The sequence below is a fragment of the Streptomyces javensis genome (assembly GCF_039525925.1).
GTDB classification, from domain to species: domain Bacteria; phylum Actinomycetota; class Actinomycetes; order Streptomycetales; family Streptomycetaceae; genus Streptomyces; species Streptomyces asiaticus.
This window is the reverse complement of record NZ_BAAAIF010000052.1, coordinates 41624-57617: the sequence shown is the minus strand read 5'-3', so window position 1 is coordinate 57617 and position 15994 is coordinate 41624. Positions and strand designations below refer to the sequence as shown.

The following is a 15994-nucleotide window of genomic DNA, read 5'->3' as shown; positions in this document are numbered from 1 at the left end:
GACTGTGCATGACTATATGCAGACAGGGCAAGGGGAAGCGGATGATCAGCTTCAAGGACGTCAGTAAGCACTACCCGAACGGCACCACCGCGGTGGATCGCCTCAGTCTCGAGCTCCCGGAAGGGGGCATCACCGTTCTTGTCGGCACCTCGGGCTGCGGCAAGACCACCACCCTCCGCATGGTCAACCGCATGGTCGAGCCGAGCAGCGGCACGGTGAGCGTGGGCGGGCGTGATGTCCTCAAAGCGGACGCCGCCGAGCTGCGGCGCGGGATCGGCTATGTGATCCAGCAGGCCGGGCTCTTCCCGCACCGCACGATCCTCGACAACATCGCCACCGTTCCGCTGCTGCTGGGCTGGGGCCGCCGCAAGGCACGGGCCCGCGCGGCCGAGCTGCTGGAGCTGGTCGGGCTGCCCGCCGACTCCGGCAAGCGCTACCCGCACCAGCTCTCGGGCGGTCAGCAGCAGCGCGTCGGGGTCGCCCGCGCGCTGGCCGCCGATCCGCCGGTGCTGCTGATGGACGAGCCGTTCGGGGCGGTCGACCCGGTCGTACGGACCCAGCTCCAGAACGAGCTGCTGCGGCTCCAGAGCGAGCTGCGCAAGACGGTCGTCTTCGTCACCCACGACATCGACGAGGCGGTACGGCTGGGCGACCGCATCGCGATCTTCCGCACCGGCGGCCACCTCGTCCAGTGCGCACCCCCCGCCGAACTGCTGGCGAGCCCCGCCGACGACTTCGTGGCGGGCTTCCTGGGCGCCGAGCGCGGGCTGAAGCTGCTCTCCCTGTCCACCCTCGCCGACGTGGAGCGGGAACCCGTACCCGCCGACGGACAGCGCTGGCGGCTGGTCACCTCCGAGCGCGGTGAGCCGCTGGGCTGGCGCGACACCGAGGGGCCGGAGGGCGACCGGGCCCCGCTGCTGCCGGTGCGCCCGCTGCGGGACGGCGACTCGCTGCTCACCGCCCTGGACGAGTCGCTGGCCTCCCCCGCCGGTCTGGTGGCCCGGGTGGACGCCGACGGGGTGCTCACCGGGGTCACCGGGCGCGAGGCGATACATGAGTACGCGGGGCGGCGCCACGCGGAGGCGGGCCGCGCGGCCGCACTCAAGAACGCCGACGAGGCCCCTGAAACCGACGCGGATCCGAAGAGCTCCGACACGAGCGTGACCGCATGACCATCGACTGGGGCTGGTTCCCCGATCATCAGGACACCCTGGTCACGCTCACCCTGGACCACCTCTCCACCGCCGTCCCCGCCGTCCTCTTCGGTCTGCTGATCGCGCTGCCGCTGGCCGTGATCGCCCACCGGGTGCGCCCGCTGCGCGGACTCCTGCTGGGGCTCTCGAACATCCTGTTCACGATCCCCTCCATCGCGATCTTCGTCCTGCTGCTGCCGGTCACCGGCCTCACCCGCACCACCGCCATCACCGGCCTGACCATCTACACCCTGGTCGTACTGCTCCGGAACACCGTCGAGGGCCTCGACAGCGTCCCCACCAAGGTCCGCGAGGCGTCCACCGCGATGGGCGCCCGCCCGCTGCGCACCCTGCTCACCGTCGAGCTGCCGCTCGCCTTCCCGGTGATCATGGCGGGCGTACGGGTGGCCACGGTGATGGCGATATCGCTGGTCAGCGTGGCCAGCTACATCGGGTACGGCGGTCTCGGCCAACTGTTCACCGACGGCTTCCAGCGCAACTACCCCACCCCCGTCGTGGCCGGAGTCGTCCTGTCCCTGCTGCTGGCGCTGGTCGCGGACGCCGTGCTGGTCACCATCCAATGGCTGTGCACCCCGTGGCTGAGGAGGCGTGCCTGACATGCTCGAACTACTCCAGAACCTCCTCCGCTGGCTGACCAGCGGCTCCCAGTGGTCCGGGCCCGACGGCATCGCCACCCGGCTGCTGGAGCACCTCCAGTACTCGCTGCTGGCCACCCTGGTCGCCGCCGCCATCGCGCTGCCGGTCGGGCTGCTCATCGGGCACACCGGGCGCGGCGCGTTCCTCGCCATCAACCTCTCCGGCTTCGGGCGGGCGCTGCCGACCGTCGGCCTGGTCACGCTGGTCTTCCTGGCCAGCGGGCTGAGCATGTGGCCGGTGTACGTCTCGCTGGTCGCCCTCGCGATCCCGGTGATCGTCACCAATACGTACGCGGGCATGGCCGCCGTGGACCCCGAGGTCAGGGACGCGGCACGGGGCCAGGGCATGCGCTGGTACCAGGTGCTGTTCCAGGTCGAGCTGCCGCTCGCGCTGCCGCTGATCATGACCGGGCTGCGGCTGGCCTGCGTCCAGGTCGTGGCCACCGCCACCATCGCCGCGTACGTCAGCTTCGGCGGACTCGGCCGCTATGTCTTCGACGGGCTCGCCCAGCGCGATCTGGTGCAGGTGCTCGGCGGGGCGGTGCTGGTCGCCGTGCTGGCCATCGCCCTCGACCTGGCGCTGGCCGGAGTGCAGCGCCTGCTGTTCCGCAACCGCCCCCCGCGCGCCCACGCGCACTGAGCGCCGCCACGCGGCTTCACCCCGAGGCGACTCAGCGCCCCACCGACTCAGCGACTCCACTCCGAACTCCGATCCGAGGAGACGACCCCAATGAACCGCAGGAAACTGCTCGGCGGCCTGCTCGCCGGCGCCTCCGTGCCCACGCTCGCCGCCTGTAGCGGCGGCGTCACCTCGCTCAAGGGCGACGGCGGCAGCGGCGGCTCGGGCGGCGGCAGCAGCCTGGGCGGGCTGGTCATCGGCACCGCCAACTTCACCGAGAACCAGCTGCTGGGCTACCTCTACGCCGAGGCGCTGAAGGGCGCGGGCATCAAGACCAGCGTGCGGCCCAACCTCGGCTCCCGAGAGATCGTCATACCCGCCCTCCAGCAGGGCGATATCGATCTGCTCCCCGAGTACCAGGGCAATCTGCTGCTCCACTTCGACGACAAGGCCCCGCAGACCGAGGCCGGCGACCTCCAGAACGCCCTCACCGTGGCCCTCCCCAGCGGTCTGGAGGCCCTGTCGTACGCGGCCGCCGAGGACAAGGACGTCTTCTGCGTCACCCGTGAGGCCGCCCGGAAGCACGGGCTGCGCAGCTTCGCCGACCTCGCCAAGCAGAACGGCAAGCTGGTCTTCGGCGGCCCGGCCGAGGACAAGAACCGCGTGGTCGGCCTGGTCGGCCTCAAGGACCGGTACGGCGTGACCTTCAAGGAGTTCAAGGCCCTCGACGCCTCCGGGCCCCTGGTCAAGGGCGCGTTGAAGAAGGGCGACGTGGACGTCGCCAACCTCTTCTCCACCGACCCCGACATCGAGGCCAACGACTGGGTGATCCTCGCCGACCCCAAGGCGCTCATCCCCGCCCAGCACATCGTGCCCGTGGTCCGCGCCGCCAAGGCCGACGCCAAGGTCCGCAAGGCCCTGGCCCGCCTGGGCGGCGCCCTCACCACCCGGGAACTGGCCCGGCTCAACAAGCTGGTGAGCAACGACAAGAAGGACCCGGACCGGGTCGCCGCCGACTGGGCCGCCAAGAACGGCCTCGCCAAGAAGTAGCGGCAGGAGCACCGTATGCCCGACTCCCAAGACGCACTGGACTCCTTGGTCGAGAAGCGCTCGATCGACGTCGTCCCGGACGCGGAACGCCATGGCACCGCCTTCAGCCAGTTCACCCTGTGGCTCGGCGCCAACCTCCAGATCACCGCCGTCGTGACCGGGGCCCTGGCCGTGGTCTTCGGCGCCGCCGCCTTCTGGGCGATCATCGCCCTGCTGATCGGCAACCTGCTCGGCGGAGCCGTCATGGCACTCCACTCCGCCCAGGGACCCCGGCTCGGCCTGCCCCAGATGATCTCCTCCCGGGCCCAGTTCGGGGTGCGGGGCGCGATCGTCCCGCTGCTGCTGGTCATCGTCATGTACGTGGGCTTCTTCGCCAGCGGCAGCGTGCTGGCGGGGCAGGCGGTCGGCGAGCTCACCCATCTCGGCGACACCACCGGCATCGTCCTCTTCGCCCTCGTCACCGCCGTGGCGGCGGCCGTCGGCTACCGCCTGATCCACACCCTGGGCCGGATCGCGGGCGTCGTCTGCGCCCTGGCCTTCGTCTATCTGGGCATCCGGCTGCTGGACCGCACCGACCTGGCCACCCTCCTCCACGACCGGACCTTCGACTTCCCGCTCTTCCTCCTCGCGGTGTCGCTGTCCGCCTCCTGGCAGCTCGCCTTCGGCCCGTACGTCGCCGACTACTCCCGCTATCTGCCGCGCGCCACCTCCGCGAAGGCCACCTTCTCCTGGACCCTCGCCGGCACCGTCCTCGGCTCCCAGTGGTCCATGACCTTCGGCGCCCTCGCGGCCGCCGCGGCCGGCCATGCCTTCGTCGGCCACGAGGTCACGTACATCGTCGGCCTCGGCGGCGGCGCGGCCCTGATCACCTCGCTGCTCTACTTCGTCATCGCCCTCGGCAAGCTGACGATCAACGTGCTCAACACCTACGGCGGCTTCATGTCGATGGTGACCAGCGTCAGCGGCTTCCGCGGCCGCGCCACCCTCTCCCCGCGCGGCCGGGCCGCCTACATCGCCGGGATCATGGTCGCGGGCACGGCGGTCGCGCTGCTCGGCAAGGACAGCTTCCTGTCCTCCTTCAAGGACTTCCTGCTGTTCCTGCTGACCTTCTTCACCCCGTGGAGCGCGATCAACCTCGTCGACTACTACGCCATCGCCAAGGAGCGCTACGACATCCCCGCCCTCAGCGACCCGAACGGCCGCTACGGCGCCTGGCGCTGGAAGGCGCTGTCCACCTACGCCCTCGGCGTCCTCGCCCAACTCCCCTTCCTGTCCACCGCCTTCTACACCGGCCCCTTCGTCGCCCCACTGGGCGGCGCGGACATCTCCTGGCTCATCGGCCTGGCCGTCCCCGCCGCCGTCTACTGGCTCCTGGCCCACCGCGACACCGCCCACGTCCCGGACCGCATGATCCTCGCCCCGGAACCCACACCGGGCCGCCCGCGCGTCACCGAATCCGGGTGAGGCGGCGGGACCTCGCGGGCCGGTCTCAGGCCGGGGGCAGGAGCTTCTTCTGGGGCTTGCCCATGGCGTTGCGGGGGAGGGCCTCCAGGAAGCGGACCTTGCGGGGGCGCTTGTGGACGGAGAGCTGGGAGGCCACGAAGTCGATCAGCTCCTGCTCCCCGATGCCGTCGGCCACGACATACGCGACGATCTCCTGGCCCAGGTCCTCGTGCGGGGCGCCGACGACGGCGGCCTCGCGGACGGCCGGGTGGTCCAGCAGGGCGTTCTCGACCTCGCCCGCGCCGATGCGGTAGCCGCCGGACTTGATCATGTCGGTGGAGGCGCGGCCCACGATGCGGTGGAAGCCGTCCGGGTCGACGGCGGCGATGTCGCCCGTGCGGAACCAGCCGTCCTCGGTGTACGAACCGGCCGTGGCCTCGGGGCGGTTGAGGTAGCCGTCGAAGAGGGTCGGGCCGGTCAGCTGGAGCTCGCCGATCTCGGCGCCCTCCTCGGCGGCGATCCGGGTGCTGATGCCGGAGAGCGGGGTGCCGACATAGCCGGGGCGGCGCTCGCCGTCGGCGCGGGTGCTGATGGTGATGAGGGTCTCGGTCATGCCGTAGCGCTCGATGGGGCGCTGGCCGGTGAGCCGTTCCAGGTCGCGGAAGACGGGGGCGGGGAGCGGGGCGCTGCCGGAGACCAGCAGTCGGGCCGAGGCCAGGGCGCGGGCGGAGTCCGGGTCCTGGACGACACGGTTCCAGACGGTGGGGACGCCGAAGTAGAGGCTGCCGTCCGCCGCCGCGTACGCCGCCGGGGTCGGCTTGCCAGTGTGGACGAGCCTGCTGCCCGTCCGCAGCGCACCCAGCACGCCCAGCACCAGGCCGTGCACATGGAACAGCGGCAGCCCGTGGACCAGGGTGTCCTCCGCGGTCCAGGCCCAGGCCGCGGCGAGCCCGTCCAGGTCGGCGGCCACCGCCCGCCGGGAGATCAGCGCGCCCTTGGGCGCCCCCGTGGTGCCCGAGGTGTAGAGGATGAACGCGGTGGACTCCGGGTCCGGCTCCGCCTTCGTCCACGCCGCGCGCTCGGTCAGGGACACTGGGACGGTCTCGACCGGGGCGTCCACGGCCTCTCCGGTGAGCAGCAAGGTGGCGCCGGAGTCCCGCAGTATGTGGTCGCGTTCGGCCAGGCCGGAGTCCGGCGGTACGGGCACCACCGGCACCCCGGCCAGCAGCGCGCCGACCACCGCCACCACCGTCTCCGGGGTCGCGGTCGCCCGGACCGCGACGACCGGCGCACCGGCGATACGAGCCGCCACCGCGCCCGCGGCACCGAGCAGTTCCTCGCGCGAGAGCGCGCGGCCGGCGACGCTCAGCGCGTCGGGGCGGTCGTCGCCGGGCGCGGCGAGGGACGTGAGGAGAGGTGCGGTCACGGAACTGACTCCTTCTGGGTTCGGGGGCTGGTTTCGGGGGCTAGCCCTACCGACAAAGCGTCCCCGCGACCGTACCGTTCCTCAGCATGGACGCCCGTGACCCGGATCTGAAAAAGGAACTCGACGCGGCCCTCCAGACCCGTAAGGAGCTGGGTGCGGAGTACGAGTCGGAGCTGGTCGACTCCTTCATGGAGAAGGTCGAGCAGCGCTTCAACGATACGGCGGACCGCCATGTCCGCCGCCAGCTCGCCGAACAGCAGATGGCGACGGCCCGCGGCAGCCGCCCGTACGCCACCGGCGCGTCCGCGGACCAGGCCCACGGCCTGGGCCTCGGCGAGCGCTTCGCCTTCGTCGGGGTCTCCCTGGTGCTGGCCATCCCGCTGTCGGCCATCGGCGTCGTGAACGAGGGCCTGCCGGGCCTGCTGATCACCTGGGCCGGAATCTTCGGCGTCAACGCCGTTCATGCCGTGGGGGCCTTCTCCTGGCTCCGCCGGGGCCGGAGGCCCGAAGAGAGCGGGGACTGAGAGAAGTACTGCGCGGGGACCGCCGCACCCCGGTGCTGGGCACCGAGGGCGGGACGACGGCGGTCCCCGCGGGGACGCGGGCCGGGTCAGGGCCGGAAATCCGCGTCCAGGCGAACATGGAGGTCCGGGAGCCGCTCCGGAGGTCCTGTCGCCTCATCTCGGGTGTCGGTGTCGTCCTTCCGACGCCCACTAATCTGCCGGAGCCGTGTTAACCCTGTGCTGCGGGCGCGTGACACGTTCGTACCACTTGCCCGAAGGGGGAGTTGGAACCCTTACGGGCCCTCACTTCGGGTCGCCCGCCAGGTACGCCAGCAGGTCCTGCCGGCTCACCACACCCTTGGGCTTGCCCTCCACCAGCACGATCGCCGCGTCCGCCGCGCCCAGCACCGCCATCAGGTCCTCGACCGGCTCACCGGAGCCGACATGCGGCAGCGGCGGGCTCATGTGCTTCTCCAGCGGGTCGGTCAGCTCCGCGCGCTTCGCGAACAGGGCGTCCAGCAGCTCGCGTTCCACCACCGAACCGATGACCTCGGCGGCCATCACATCGGGGTGGCCGGCGCCCGGCTTGACGATCGGCATCTGCGAGACGCCGTACTCCCGCAGTACGTCGATGGCCTCGCCCACCGTCTCCTCCGGGTGCATATGGACCAGCGAGGGCAGCCCGCCCTGCTTGCCCTGGAGCACATCGCCGACCCGCACCGAGGGGCCGTCCTCCTCGAGGAAGCCGTAGTCGGCCATCCACTCATCATTGAAGATCTTGGAGAGATAGCCGCGGCCGCTGTCGGGCAGCAGGACGACCACCACATCGTCCGGGCCGAGCCGCTCGGCGACCTTCAGCGCGCCCACGACGGCCATCCCGCAGGAGCCGCCGACCAGCAGCCCCTCCTCCTTGGCCAGCCGCCGGGTCATCTGGAAGGCGTCCTTGTCGGAGACGGCCACGATCTCGTCCGCGACGGTCTGGTCGTACGCGGTCGGCCAGAAGTCCTCGCCGACCCCCTCGATCAGATACGGGCGGCCGGAGCCGCCGGAGTAGACCGAGCCCTCGGGGTCGGCGCCGATCACCTGGACCCGGCCCTCGCTGGTCTCCTTCAGATAGCGGCCGGTGCCGGAGATCGTGCCGCCGGTGCCGACGCCCGCCACAAAGTGGGTGATCTTGCCTTCGGTCTGCTCCCACAGCTCGGGGCCGGTGGTCTCGTAGTGGGAGAGCGGGTTGTTCGGGTTGCTGTACTGGTCGGGCTTCCAGGCGCCCGGCGTCTCGCGGACCAGCCGGTCGGAGACGTTGTAGTACGAGTCGGGGTGCTCGGGATCCACCGCGGTGGGGCAGACCACGACCTCGGCGCCGTACGCCCGCAGCACATTGATCTTGTCCGTGGACACCTTGTCCGGGCAGACGAAGACGCACTTGTAGCCCTTGCGCTGGGCGACCATGGCGAGGCCCACACCGGTGTTCCCGGAGGTCGGCTCCACGATGGTGCCGCCCGGCTTCAGCTCCCCGGAGCGCTCGGCGGCCTCTATCATCCGGACCGCGATCCGGTCCTTCACCGAGCCGCCGGGGTTGAAGTATTCGACCTTGGCCAGGACGGTCGCCCGGATGCCTTCGGTCACGGTGTTGAGCTTCACCAGCGGGGTGTTGCCGACCAGCTCAATCATCGATTCGTAGTACTGCACACCTGCTCCTGGTCCGGTTCCGCGGGATCTCCGCGTCGGGGCGGCCGCCGTCGCGGGGCCGTGCTGTCAGCTTATTGCGCGCCGCCGCCCTCCGACCGGTGCGTTGGGACGAAGCCTGCACGGGGCAACAAGTTGTTAGCAAGGCGTACAAAGGAGAAAGAAGCGCGTGCGCGTGCGGACGGAGGTGGGCTGGACCCATGTCGATGTCGAGGGCGAGGGTGGCGCGGCGGATCGCCGCCGCGGCGGCGTACGGGGGCGGCGGGATCGGGCTGCTGGGCGGGGTGACCGCCGTGCTGTTGCTCACTGAGGTGTCCCATGCGAAGCGGGTCGTGGGCGGGTCGGACGATCCGCCTCCGCGCGCGGACGGCCGATATGGCTTCGCCTTCGCCCGCAGGACCGGCCAGTCACCACTGCGGCTGGCCTTTCTCGGCGACTCCACGGCCGCCGGGCAGGGCGTCCACCGCCCTAGTCAGACGCCGGGCGCGCTGCTCGCCTCGGGGCTGGCGGCGGTCGCGGAGCGCCCGGTGGACCTGCGGAACGTGGCGCTGCCGGGGGCGCAGTCCAGCGATCTGGAGCGCCAGGTCACGCTGGTGCTGGAGGATCCGGATCTGCTCCCCGACGTATGCGTGATCATGATCGGCGCCAATGACGTCACCCGTCGGATGCCGCCCGCCAAGTCGGTGCGGCTGCTGTCGGACGCGGTGCGCAGACTGCGCGACACAGGCTGCGAGGTGATCGTGGGCACCTGTCCCGACCTCGGCACGATCGAGCCCGTCTATCAGCCGCTGCGCTGGATCGCGCGGCGGCTGAGCCGGCAGCTGGCCGCCGCGCAGACGATCGGGGTGGTCGAGCAGGGCGGGCGCACGGTCTCACTGGGCGATCTGCTGGGGCCGGAGTTCGCGGCGAATCCGCGGGAGCTGTTCGGCCCGGACAACTACCACCCCTCGGCGGAGGGGTACGCCACGGCCGCGATGGCCGTTCTGCCGACCCTGTGCGACTCGCTGGGCCTGTGGCCCGAGGAGGCGCCGGAGATGCTCGACGAGGGCATCCTGCCGGTCGCCACGGCGGCGGCGGAGGCGGCCGCGGAGGGCGGCACGGAGGTCACCGCGGCCCGCGGCCCCTGGGCCCGTCTGCTGCGCCGCCAGGGCCCCACCACGAAGGAGCCCGCGGCCGTCTCGGGCTCCCCCGACACCTCGTCCCCGACGTCCCCACCCCCTTCGGGCCGCTGAGGGCTGCTGGGGGCTGCTGAGGGCTGCTGAGAGCTGCTGACGGTCGGGCCGGCCGGGGCCCGGGGCGGGTCCGCGGCCGAAGCCCGGGGCGGGTCCCGGCCGGAGCCCGAGGCGGGTCCGCGGCCGAAGCCCGGGGCGGGTCCGCGGCCGAAGCCCGGGGCGGGTCCGCGGCCGGAGCCCGGGGCGGCCAGGCCAGGGGGCCCGAGACGGCCAGGGCAAGGGCCCGAGGCGGCCAGGGCAGGGGCCCGGGGCGGAGGCCACCGGCCGGACCGGCGCTGGGGCCACCGGCCCCAGCGCGGCCTGGTGACGCCCCGATAGGGGCTCCGCATCGCGGGTCGCTGAGCGTACGCTTGGAAAAAAGAGTCCGGTGTCACAGCCCGCACCCCGTGACCCTGCCGATACGTACGGGTAACTTCCCTCGGAGTCCCGCCCGCACCCCGCCCCCATGGAGCCGTGATGCCCGAAGCAGTGATCGTCTCTGCCGCCCGTTCCCCCATCGGCCGCGCCTTCAAGGGCTCGCTCAAGGATCTGAGGCCGGACGACCTCACCGCCGAGATCATCCAGGCCGCGCTCGCCAAGGTCCCCGAGCTCGACCCCCGCGAGATCGACGACCTGATGCTCGGCTGCGGGCTCCCGGGCGGTGAGCAGGGACACAATCTGGGGCGGATCGTGGCCGTGCAGATGGGGATGGACCACCTCCCCGGCTGTACGATCACCCGCTACTGCTCCTCCTCCCTCCAGACCTCGCGGATGGCGCTGCACGCCATCAAGGCGGGCGAGGGCGACGTCTTCATCTCGGCGGGCGTCGAGATGGTCTCGCGATCGAAGAAGGGCACCTCGGACGGGCTGCCGGACACCCACAACCCGCTGTTCGCGGAGGCCGAGGCCCGTACGGCCGCGCGCGCCGAACAGGAGGGCTCCGACTGGCACGACCCGCGCGAGGACGATCTTCTGCCCGACCCGTACATCGCGATGGGCCAGACCGCGGAGAACCTGGCCCGGCTCAAGGGGGTCACCCGCGAGGAGATGGACGAGTTCGGCGTGCGGTCCCAGAACCTCGCCGAGGAGGCCATCAAGAAGGGCTTCTGGGAGCGCGAGATCACCCCGGTGACCACCCCCGACGGCACGGTCGTCAGCCAGGACGACGGCCCCCGCGCGGGCACCACCCTGGAGGGGGTGCGGGGCCTGAAGCCGGTCTTCCGCCCCGACGGCCGGATCACCGCGGGCAACTGCTGCCCGCTCAACGACGGCGCCGCCGCGCTGGTGATCATGTCCGACACCAAGGCGCGGGAGCTGGGCGTGACCCCGCTGGCGCGGATCGTGTCGACCGGCGTCACCGGACTCTCCCCCGAGATCATGGGTTACGGCCCGGTCGAGGCGTCCAAGCAGGCGCTGGCCCGCGCCGGGATGTCGATCGGCGACATCGACCTGGTGGAGATCAACGAGGCGTTCGCCGCGCAGGTCATCCCGTCCTACCGCGATCTGGGCATCGACCTGGACCGTCTCAACGTCAACGGCGGCGCGATCGCCGTGGGCCACCCCTTCGGCATGACCGGCGCCCGGATCACCGGCACGCTGATCAATTCGCTCCAGTTCCACGACAAGCAGTTCGGCCTGGAGACCATGTGCGTCGGTGGCGGCCAGGGCATGGCCATGGTCATCGAGCGCCTGAGCTGAACCGAGCCGGTCCGCGGAGCCGAGCCGGTCCGCGGAGCCGAGGCGAGCCCATCCGGTCCGCGGAGCCGGGCCGGGCGGCCGCGGCGTAGCGCGTCTGCGACACTGGTTCGGCCCGGGCCGTGACCGAATCTCCCCCAGGATGTGACAAAGGTCCTGGGGGAGAGCCGTATCCCCAGCTCAGCGCCGGTGACCAAAGACCCGCCCGGTACCGAATTCTGCCCATTTGGTGATGGTATGCACTGACGTCGAGAGGCGATAAGCCTCAAGCTGAGGTAGGAATTCGGGGGATCTACAGCCAACCGGGAGTACGTCAGTGAGCCCCACGAGTCTTGTCCTCCTCCTGGCCGCGGCGACCGCCACGGCCGTAGGGGCGGCCGCCTTGCACACCGCGCGCGGTGTGCGCCGGCAGATCAGTGAGCTGCGCGCCGAGCTCGCGGCCACCGTGGCCGCCGGTGCCCGGACCGGCGGCGGAGGCGGCGGCGAGGAGGACGGCCCGACGGTGCCCGCGCCCCGCGCCACCCCGGCCGCCGAGATACGCGCGGCCGTCGCCGACGCGCTGGCCGAGGAGCGGGAGCGCGAGCTGGCCGAGGCGCGGGCGTTCTGGGCCGCCCAGGAGGCCAGGGACTCCGCCGGAGCGGCCGACGCCCACTCGCTGCTGAGCGGGCCGGGCGGGTTCGAGGACGCCTCCCAGGACGCGCAGCTCTTCGTGCCCCGCCAGGCCGACCTGGCCGGGCTCGAACCGCTGCTCGGGCTGGACGCGCTGGGCCCCGAGGCGATGGACCCCCATGGGGATCAGGAACCCGAGGTCGAGTCCGAGGTGGAGCTGGAGCTGGGCGCCGGGGCGGGGCCCGCGGCGGAGCCCCGGGAGTCGGCCGAGCTGGCGGCGGCCCGCCGTCGCCATCCGTCCCACCCCGACTTCACCCCGTCATCACCGATCGCCGACCACGACCGCACGGTGACCCGGCTCACCGAGCTGGCCGACGCCCGCACCCCGCTGTCCGATGTGCGGCCCGGGCCGCTCGGCACCCTCGATGTCTACGTCTTCGCCGACGGCACCACGATCTGCATGACCCCGGGCCACCGGGAGACGGCCGAGCGGCTGGCGGACGCGCTGCGCGAGGGCACCGCCCCGGTGCTGCTGGGCGGCTCGGGCGTGTCCGGTGCCTACGCGCTCACGTTCGGTTGCGGCGAGGAGAACGTGTACGTCCTCGCCGACCGCGTCATCGCTTCGCTGTAACTCACGGTAAGCGCGCGCTCAGACACCGCAGCGCCGCGCCGCCTCCACCACGAGCGCCACCGCCTCGGCGGCCCCCGGCGCCGTCTCGCCGCCCCCGGCGCCGCCCGGCGCACGCTCCAGCGCGTGCACCAAGTCATGTCCGGCCACCGCCACCTGGTCGGCGACCACGAACAGCCCCGCGTCCGGCATGATCCGCGGCGGGGTTCCCGGCTCCTCGAGCCGCTGTGCGCGCACCGACAATTCCCTGGCCAGGGCCAGCCCTTCGGCGGCCGCGCCCGCGCGCAACCGGGACTGCGGAAGGGCGCGCAACCGGTCGGCGAGCCGGTCGACGGCGGTCAGGAGGGGGGAGACATCATCCACGCTCCGAGCGTATGCGCCACTGAGGGACTGTTGCCAACGGGCGAACACTCAGGCACGGTGAGCTGAAGGAAACCCGGGCCGTTGACCCGGGTCCGGCATGGAAGCGTCCGGAGGCGCCGATGTCCCAAATCTTCTCCGACGAGACTCACCGGAACCTACTCTCCCGCATCCCCCAGTGCACGGGCCGTGAAGTCGCAGACTGGCTGCGCACGGTCGACGAGGGCCCCGCTTTCTTCCGATTCGAGGAGAAGGTCAGCTGGCTGCGCGGCGAGCACCAGCTCGCCTATGGCCATGCGAAGGCCATCATCCATGAACACGACTTGAGGCGTGCGGCACGCAAGCTGCTGTAGCCGCTGCCCGGAGGCAGAAGCGTGTATGACAGACCCACCGAACGGAGCGGCTTAAGCCGCACAGGAAGAAGGGCCCGCGGAGGTCTTCGCCTCCGCGGGCCCTTCTACGCGCTGTCTACGTGCTACGAGGTGCTACGCGACACTCGGCGACGCTAGTCCCTGAAGATCGAGATCAACCGGAGCAGCTCCAGGTAGATCCACACCAGCGAGAGCGTCAGCCCGAAGGCGGCCAGCCAGGACTCCTCGCGCGGAGCGCCGTACCGGACACCGTCCTCGACCTGCTTGAAGTCCATCGCCAGGAACGCCGCGCCGAGCACGACGCCGACGAGGCCGAAGACGATGCCGAGGCCACCGCTGCGGAAGCCGAGGCCGTCCCCGCCGCCGAAGGCGGCGAACAGCAGGTTGACCGCCATCAGCAGGATGAACCCGATGGCGGCGGCGACCACAAAGCGCTGGAACCGCGCGTTCACCCGGATGAGGCGGGTCTTGTACGCGACGAGCACACCGACGAACACGGCCATCGTGCCGAGCACGGCCTGCATCGGGATGCCGGACCAGCGGTCGTTGTACACCTGGCTGATGACGCCGAGGAAGAGGCCCTCGAAGAGGGCGTAACCCATGATCAGCGCGGGCGAGGCCGTGCGCTTGAACGACTGGACGAGGCCGAGCACCAGCGCCACGAGCGCGGCGCCGAAGCCCACGCCCACCGGAAGCTGCGCGATCCACGCGACCGCGGCGGCGACGATGACGGTACCGAGGGTCATACCGGTGCGCATGACGACGTCGTCCATCGTCATCCGGCCGGTCTGGAGCGGGCCCGCCGGCGGCGCGCCGTACATCTGCTGTAGCTGTTCGGGGGTCAGATTCCGCTGGTCGCCCGCCGCATAGGGGTTCGTGGGCGCCTGTGTCTGCGCGTACGGATTACCGCCCGCGTACGGGTTGGCCTGACCGGCGGCGGGACTCCCGGCCTGCGGCGCCGCGCCGAAACCGGCGTAGCCGCCGCTGCGGCTGAACCCCCGTCGCGAGAAGACCGGGTTGCTGCTCCTCATCTCACTCCTCCGTGGCCGCCGGGCGCGACCTTGACTCAAGAGTAATGGGTAAGCAAAGAAAGCACCCTAGTGCCCAAGGAGGATCTTTTCACGCAGGAAGAGGCCGCGCGAGGCCCCTGCGGGCCCCGCGCACGCACCTGGGGCGACCATCCACACACGCTGAGTGCGCCCACCGGATCTGAAGGTGCCCGGAACCGGACTTGAACCGGTACGCCCGCGAGGGGCAGCGAGGTTTAAGCTCGCCGTGTCTGCATTCCACCATCCGGGCAGCGGTTCCCCCTGGGCCGTACCGCGCGCATACGGCCCTCCCCTGGAAGAGAGCAGCACGAGCCTATCCGGGGACATGCCCCCGCACAGTGAATCCTCGGCCCGAGGTTGTCTTATTTTATTGGCAACTGAGGGTGCATCAGCAGCGGGGCGGGGTACCCGAAGATGCCGACGGCCATTGGACCTGCCGATATGCCCTGAACCCCCATTAACTGGGGATTGACGCAATCTCGACGCCCCGGACGGGCGCGTCCTCTCCTCCTCAAGGAGGACTCCGCCAGGACCACCTACATCGCGAGACCCCCACGGATACGGGAGCACGGGCTGATCCCGTTCCCTTTCACAACCGGAACCATGGAGTGACGTCCCGCCCACTCCCGCAGAGCACGACAGGAGTCGTTCAACGTGACCACCATGCCCCTCGGCGTCCAAACCACCGCCCACTCCACCGCGGCGGCCGCCCGCGCCACGGACCTGAGCAAGGTCTACGGCGAGGGGGAGACCCAGGTAATCGCCCTGGACTCGGTCTCCGTCGAGTTCCGCCAGGCGGAGTTCACCGCGATCATGGGCCCCTCCGGCTCCGGCAAGTCCACGCTGATGCACTGCATGGCGGGCCTCGACACCATCTCCAGCGGCTCGGCCCGGATCGGTGACGTCGAACTGACCACGCTCAAGGACAAGAAGCTCACCCAGCTGCGCCGCGACAAGATCGGCTTCATCTTCCAGGCGTTCAACCTGCTGCCGACGCTGAACGCGCTGGAGAACATCACCCTCCCGATGGACATCGCGGGCCGCAAGGCCGACCAGGCGTGGCTGGACCAGGTGGTGGCCACGGTCGGTCTGGCCGGCCGGCTCAAGCACCGCCCCAACCAGCTGTCGGGTGGCCAGCAGCAGCGCGTCGCCGTGGCCCGCGCCCTGGCCGGCCAGCCGGAGATCATCTTCGCCGACGAGCCGACCGGCAACCTGGACTCCCGCTCCGGCGCCGAGGTCCTGGGCTTCCTCCGCAACTCGGTGCGGGAGCTGGGCCAGACGATCGTGATGGTGACCCATGACCCGGTCGCCGCGTCCTACTCCGATCGGGTGGTCTTCCTCGCCGACGGCCGGATCGTGGACGAGCTGCGGAACCCCACCGCCGACTCGGTCCTGGACCGCATGAAGCGCTTCGACGCCAAGGGCCGTACGAGCTGACGCGGGGCGCGCGCCCGTACCAGCACGCCGCCTCGCACTCCCCCACCCCACCCCCTTC

Annotated in this window: 15 protein-coding genes and 1 tRNA gene; 11 read left to right on the top strand and 5 right to left on the bottom strand. The window is 71.3% G+C overall.

Annotated elements, in window-relative coordinates:
- Positions 1-41: 41 nt before the first annotated feature.
- The 5 genes from ABD329_RS34090 (at position 42) to ABD329_RS34070 (ending at position 4982) form a co-directional block, all read left to right on the top strand.
- The gene (locus ABD329_RS34090) at positions 42-1172 is read left to right on the top strand and encodes an ABC transporter ATP-binding protein (RefSeq protein ID WP_198279353.1); all 1131 of its coding nucleotides are present in this window, start codon (positions 42-44) and stop codon (positions 1170-1172) included.
- The gene (locus ABD329_RS34085; protein ID WP_198279352.1) at positions 1169-1810 is read left to right on the top strand and encodes an ABC transporter permease; all 642 of its coding nucleotides are present in this window, start codon (positions 1169-1171) and stop codon (positions 1808-1810) included. The genes ABD329_RS34090 and ABD329_RS34085 overlap by 4 nt, the downstream gene beginning before the upstream one ends.
- 1 nt (position 1811) lies before the next feature.
- A complete protein-coding gene (locus tag ABD329_RS34080; protein ID WP_198272135.1) occupies positions 1812-2489 on the top strand; it encodes an ABC transporter permease in 678 nt (225 codons plus the stop codon).
- A 90-nt stretch (positions 2490-2579) separates the two neighbouring features.
- Positions 2580-3518, top strand: a complete 939-nt coding sequence (locus tag ABD329_RS34075) for an ABC transporter substrate-binding protein (protein ID WP_198279351.1) — start codon at positions 2580-2582, stop codon at positions 3516-3518.
- A gap of 15 nt (positions 3519-3533) precedes the next feature.
- On the top strand, positions 3534-4982 hold the full coding sequence (locus ABD329_RS34070; RefSeq protein ID WP_198279350.1) for a purine-cytosine permease family protein: 1449 nt from the start codon (positions 3534-3536) through the stop codon (positions 4980-4982).
- A 25-nt stretch (positions 4983-5007) separates the two neighbouring features.
- Here the strand turns inward: ABD329_RS34070 and ABD329_RS34065 are convergent, their stop codons facing one another.
- Positions 5008-6387, bottom strand: a complete 1380-nt coding sequence (locus tag ABD329_RS34065) for an acyl-CoA synthetase (RefSeq protein ID WP_198279349.1) — start codon at positions 6385-6387, stop codon at positions 5008-5010.
- An 86-nt stretch (positions 6388-6473) separates the two neighbouring features.
- On the opposite strand from ABD329_RS34065, the gene ABD329_RS34060 reads away from it, so the two are divergent.
- A complete protein-coding gene (locus ABD329_RS34060) occupies positions 6474-6911 on the top strand; it encodes a hypothetical protein (RefSeq protein WP_198279348.1) in 438 nt (145 codons plus the stop codon).
- Between the two features lie 282 nt (positions 6912-7193).
- On the opposite strand, the gene ABD329_RS34055 is transcribed toward ABD329_RS34060, so the two are convergent.
- Positions 7194-8579, bottom strand: coding sequence for a cystathionine beta-synthase (locus ABD329_RS34055; RefSeq protein ID WP_198279347.1), 1386 nt, complete (start codon positions 8577-8579; stop codon positions 7194-7196).
- Between the two features lie 197 nt (positions 8580-8776).
- Between ABD329_RS34055 and ABD329_RS34050 the strand changes: the two genes are divergently transcribed.
- The 3 genes from ABD329_RS34050 (at position 8777) to ABD329_RS34040 (ending at position 12722) form a co-directional block, all read left to right on the top strand.
- Positions 8777-9808, top strand: a complete 1032-nt coding sequence (locus ABD329_RS34050; protein ID WP_198279346.1) for an SGNH/GDSL hydrolase family protein — start codon at positions 8777-8779, stop codon at positions 9806-9808.
- 456 nt (positions 9809-10264) lie between these two features.
- Positions 10265-11485 carry an acetyl-CoA C-acetyltransferase gene (locus ABD329_RS34045; RefSeq protein WP_198277882.1) on the top strand — a complete coding sequence of 407 codons (1221 nt, stop codon included), beginning with the start codon at positions 10265-10267 and terminating at the stop codon, positions 11483-11485.
- 313 nt (positions 11486-11798) lie between these two features.
- Positions 11799-12722, top strand: coding sequence for a hypothetical protein (locus ABD329_RS34040; RefSeq protein ID WP_198277870.1), 924 nt, complete (start codon positions 11799-11801; stop codon positions 12720-12722).
- An 18-nt stretch (positions 12723-12740) separates the two neighbouring features.
- Here ABD329_RS34040 and ABD329_RS34035 read toward each other — a convergent pair whose 3' ends face one another.
- On the bottom strand, positions 12741-13082 hold the full coding sequence (locus ABD329_RS34035; protein ID WP_198277871.1) for a hypothetical protein: 342 nt from the start codon (positions 13080-13082) through the stop codon (positions 12741-12743).
- 119 nt (positions 13083-13201) lie between these two features.
- Between ABD329_RS34035 and ABD329_RS34030 the strand changes: the two genes are divergently transcribed.
- Positions 13202-13432 carry a DUF4287 domain-containing protein gene (locus ABD329_RS34030; RefSeq protein WP_037954490.1) on the top strand — a complete coding sequence of 77 codons (231 nt, stop codon included), beginning with the start codon at positions 13202-13204 and terminating at the stop codon, positions 13430-13432.
- Positions 13433-13584: 152 nt separating this feature from the next.
- Here the strand turns inward: ABD329_RS34030 and ABD329_RS34025 are convergent, their stop codons facing one another.
- Together ABD329_RS34025 and ABD329_RS34020 are read right to left on the bottom strand one after the other, a co-directional pair.
- Positions 13585-14481, bottom strand: coding sequence for a Bax inhibitor-1/YccA family protein (locus ABD329_RS34025; protein WP_198277872.1), 897 nt, complete (start codon positions 14479-14481; stop codon positions 13585-13587).
- 185 nt (positions 14482-14666) lie between these two features.
- Positions 14667-14749: transfer RNA gene (locus ABD329_RS34020), tRNA-Leu, on the bottom strand.
- A gap of 413 nt (positions 14750-15162) precedes the next feature.
- On the opposite strand from ABD329_RS34020, the gene ABD329_RS34015 reads away from it, so the two are divergent.
- Positions 15163-15936: an ABC transporter ATP-binding protein gene (locus ABD329_RS34015; RefSeq protein WP_214665001.1), complete on the top strand. Its 774-nt coding sequence runs from the start codon at positions 15163-15165 to the stop codon at positions 15934-15936.
- The last annotated feature ends 58 nt before the right edge of the window (positions 15937-15994 follow it).

Excerpts from the sequence above, each read along its gene's own strand:
- ABD329_RS34070 (WP_198279350.1), top strand. The coding sequence starts at position 3,534 with ATGCCCGACTCCCAAGACGCACTGGACTCCTTGGTCGAGAAGCGCTCG.
- ABD329_RS34085 (WP_198279352.1), top strand. The coding sequence starts at position 1,169 with ATGACCATCGACTGGGGCTGGTTCCCCGATCATCAGGACACCCTGGTC.
- ABD329_RS34080 (WP_198272135.1), top strand. The coding sequence starts at position 1,812 with ATGCTCGAACTACTCCAGAACCTCCTCCGCTGGCTGACCAGCGGCTCC.
- ABD329_RS34060 (WP_198279348.1), top strand. The coding sequence starts at position 6,474 with ATGGACGCCCGTGACCCGGATCTGAAAAAGGAACTCGACGCGGCCCTC.
- ABD329_RS34045 (WP_198277882.1), top strand. The coding sequence starts at position 10,265 with ATGCCCGAAGCAGTGATCGTCTCTGCCGCCCGTTCCCCCATCGGCCGC.
- ABD329_RS34025 (WP_198277872.1), bottom strand. The coding sequence starts at position 14,481 with ATGAGGAGCAGCAACCCGGTCTTCTCGCGACGGGGGTTCAGCCGCAGC.
- ABD329_RS34075 (WP_198279351.1), top strand. The coding sequence starts at position 2,580 with ATGAACCGCAGGAAACTGCTCGGCGGCCTGCTCGCCGGCGCCTCCGTG.
- ABD329_RS34030 (WP_037954490.1), top strand. The coding sequence starts at position 13,202 with ATGTCCCAAATCTTCTCCGACGAGACTCACCGGAACCTACTCTCCCGC.
- ABD329_RS34050 (WP_198279346.1), top strand. The coding sequence starts at position 8,777 with ATGTCGATGTCGAGGGCGAGGGTGGCGCGGCGGATCGCCGCCGCGGCG.
- ABD329_RS34090 (WP_198279353.1), top strand. The coding sequence starts at position 42 with ATGATCAGCTTCAAGGACGTCAGTAAGCACTACCCGAACGGCACCACC.
- ABD329_RS34015 (WP_214665001.1), top strand. The coding sequence starts at position 15,163 with ATGCCCCTCGGCGTCCAAACCACCGCCCACTCCACCGCGGCGGCCGCC.